Genomic DNA, 1,580 nt, shown 5'->3' with positions numbered 1-1,580 from the left:
GGGGATATCAAGTCTGAGGCCACCACTGTAACTGAGAGGGGAGGCGAGGTTGAATTGATGAAGGGGCCTCAGAGGATCTTGCATCGATCTGAGAAGGAGGCGAAGAATACCAAGGCGTCAGAGAAATGGATCTCTCAGGCGAGAGATAAAATTAATAGTGGAAAAAAATACGAAAGCCATAAAATTCCCGAAATAAATCTTCTGCAACATAAAGAGGTTAGTAAGAAAATTTGTGCTGAGACCCTCGAAGTCAACGCCTACAGAATGCAGGAGAAGTTGAGCGAGAAATCGAAGGCGAAGACGGCTGAATTGACGCGCAAGTCGATCAAAACTGTGATGCATGAAGACGCGGATAGTGTTGCTACAGGCGTGCCTTCCTCCGTGGGGAGGGACAAGTATTGCAAGCCCCTTGATCCGAACGATCCTCAATTGCGGACGTCCGGTAGACGGCGGGAGGACTATGGTCAAGATGCGATTACTTGGGGGGATCTTGTGAAGCAGGAGATTATCCAAAGAAGTGTCAACCTCCAGTTGCTGAAAAATATGTGCAGCCTACTCGCGGCAGACTGCGTTGGTGTGTGCAATCATTCGAGGGATCGAGGCAAACGGGGGGAATTAAATAAAATGCGTGACTATTTCAATCGGCAAGCGACGGTATTTTCGTCGGGAACGATTTTCAAAGATGACCAAGAGCTGGCAGCGGCGGCGACGGATTTCGCTCAGAAATGTGCCCTTTACGTGCAAACAATTGTTGACTACTCGAATTTAAAACGAGCGAACTGATTGCGCCTGTCGCCGTGAGCACCGCCGGGCTTTCCCCAACGGGGAAAGCCCATCCCCACCCCTCCTGAAGCTCGGTAAAAAATCTCCCCGCCCCATCACCCCGAGGAGAGAGACATGGAACGCCGCATCTTCATCACCCGCACCGGCCTGGCCGGCGTGCTCGCCGCCGGCAGCGCTCCGGCCATCGTCCACGCCCAGACGGCCCTGCGCTGGCGCCTSGCCTCCAGCTTCCCGAAATCGCTCGACACCATCTWCGGCGSCGSCGARGTCTTCGCGAAGAAGGTCGGCGAGMTSWCSGGCGGCAAGTTCCAGATCTCGGTGCACGCGGCCGGCGAGATCATGCCGGCCTTCGGCGTGGTCGAYGSSGTGCAGAACGSCACCGTSGAGATGGCGCACACCGCGCCGTACTACTTCTTCGGCAAGGACGAGACCTTCGCGCTCGGCTGCGCGATCCCGTTCGGCCTGAACTCCCGCCAGATGACGGCGTGGATGGTCGAGGGCAACGGCCTGAAGCTGATGCGCGAGTTCTACCACCAGTACAACATCGTCAACTTCCCCGGCGGCAACACCGGCGCGCAGATGGGCGGCTGGTTCCGCAAGGAGATCAAGTCGCTGGCCGACATGAAGGGCCTGAAGATGCGCATCGGCGGCTTCGGCGGCCGCGTGCTGGAGCGCATCGGCGCGGTGCCGCAGAACATCCCCGGCGGCGACATCTACCCCGCCTTGGAGAAGGGCACCATCGACGCCGCCGAATGGGTCGGCCCGTACGACGACCAGAAGCTCGGCTTCAACAAGGT

General features: G+C 57.7%; 2 protein-coding genes. Both read left to right on the top strand.

Annotated features, from left to right (window positions below):
• A partial coding sequence (locus tag AC1D1T_RS32365) for a hypothetical protein (RefSeq protein WP_477993449.1) occupies window positions 1–783 on the top strand: 783 nt, incomplete at its 5' end.
• A gap of 114 nt (window positions 784–897) precedes the next feature.
• Window positions 898–1,580 (top strand): TRAP transporter substrate-binding protein (locus tag AC1D1T_RS32360; RefSeq protein WP_477993447.1); only part of this gene is annotated, 683 nt, incomplete at its 3' end.

It is taken from the genome of Rhizobacter sp. P2_H3 (assembly GCF_056403355.1).
The sequence above is the reverse complement of the archived record's forward strand: the minus strand, read 5'-3'. Positions and strand labels throughout refer to the sequence as shown.